Here is a 1,009-nt window from a genome sequence, read left to right on the forward strand (position 1 = left end):
AACTCACTGGAATCCCCCGTCGTCTCAATATCGGTAAAATTGCCAGGGATTATGCTTTGGTAATTATAAACAGTGCCATTCAATCCAAAGGTCCAATAACCATATGGAATACTCACACTCGCTGAAATGTTATTGCTATGTCCTTCTTGCTTGCTCCCACCCCAATAATCGGGCTCACTGCGTTGATAGTTAAAATCCCACGCATCATTCATCCCTAAAATATTTTCTACCCTCAAGCCCGCACTATAACGCGCATAACCCGTGGAAGATTGTCCCATATTGTCATGAGAAACAGTAACCTTGAAAGTTTTATCGGGATGATTGTTAATATTGACAATGGTGCTCCCTTCTTCACGCCCTGGAAGAAGTTCGCTTTGAGCGTGCGCTGAACTCAAACGGTTGATCTGATCAAGCCCCTGTTCAATATCGCGCATGTTCAGAACATGACCTTGAAGCCCAGGAAAAGCACTCCACACAACATTGTTATAACGAGATGCCGGTGAACCATTATAGTAAATCTCTGAAAGCTTGCCCTCAACGACAACAAATTTGAGCGTCTTGCTGTTTTTGATATCTTGATCAGGAATGTAAAAACGCGCCGTTACATAGCCTTGATCCAAATAAACTTTGGTTAACTTCTTGATTAAGAGCTGAATATCGACAAGACCGATACATCTTCCAACATAAGACTCTGTTACGGCTGATATAAAGCGCTTTTTGACATGATGCACTCCCTCAACAACAACAGCATGAATGGGAAAACATTGCTTCCCACCCAAAAGCATTTCTGGATTTTGCTCTGAAGGCGTCTTGATCCTTTTAGGCGTTAAAGACCGTAAATTCTCAATTCTTTCTAATTGCTGCTTCTCAGATTGTTGGCGAGAAAAATTATCTGTTGGGGAATGAAAAATAGCTGAGGAGCGCGCATAAACATTTACACCTGTAAACAAGCCAAAGAAAACAACAATGGCACGAAAAATTCTCAAAAGAGAACTTTGGCGTAAAAATA

1 protein-coding gene is annotated in these 1,009 nt (G+C 41.3%); it reads right to left on the reverse strand.

What is annotated here, in order from left to right; genetic code table 11:
• Positions 1–1,009, reverse strand: a 1,009-nt coding sequence (locus ACFINZ_RS09955) for a ShlB/FhaC/HecB family hemolysin secretion/activation protein (RefSeq protein WP_375701429.1), incomplete at both ends; no start/stop codon positions are given.

Source organism: Bartonella sp. AA81SXKL (assembly GCF_042196945.1).
In the GTDB taxonomy this organism is placed as follows: Bacteria; Pseudomonadota; Alphaproteobacteria; order Rhizobiales; family Rhizobiaceae; genus Bartonella.